This is a genomic window from Acinetobacter sp. AC1-2 (assembly GCF_016124155.1).
In the GTDB taxonomy this organism is placed as follows: domain Bacteria; phylum Pseudomonadota; class Gammaproteobacteria; order Pseudomonadales; family Moraxellaceae; genus Acinetobacter; species Acinetobacter calcoaceticus.
This window is the reverse complement of the sequence record NZ_JABFFO010000028.1, coordinates 1-309: the sequence shown is the minus strand read 5'-3', so window position 1 is coordinate 309 and position 309 is coordinate 1. Positions and strand designations below refer to the sequence as shown.

The following is a 309-nucleotide window of genomic DNA, read 5'->3' as shown; positions in this document are numbered from 1 at the left end:
CTGGCTTGACGACAACGGACAACATCACCTGGACAGCAGTGTTTACGCCAGATGGCACAGGCACAGCACCAAGCATTGCAGTGGCTGATGGTAGCTACACTGATACCTTGGGTAACCCTGGTATAGGTGATGTACTTGATGGTACAGACGGCTTCATCGTTGACTTGATTGCACCGGTAGTGGGCTTCACAGATGCTTCTACCAATGACACAACCCCTGCGTTGACCGGTACGATCGATGATCCTGCTGCGACTGTGGTGGTGACGGTTGATGGTGTGGATTACCCAGCGACCAACAATGGCGACGGTA

At 53.1% G+C, this 309-nt stretch carries 1 protein-coding gene; it reads left to right on the top strand.

Annotated features, from left to right (window positions below):
* Window positions 1-309: Ig-like domain-containing protein (locus HL290_RS18470; RefSeq protein ID WP_227602335.1), on the top strand; the 309-nt coding region annotated here is incomplete at both ends.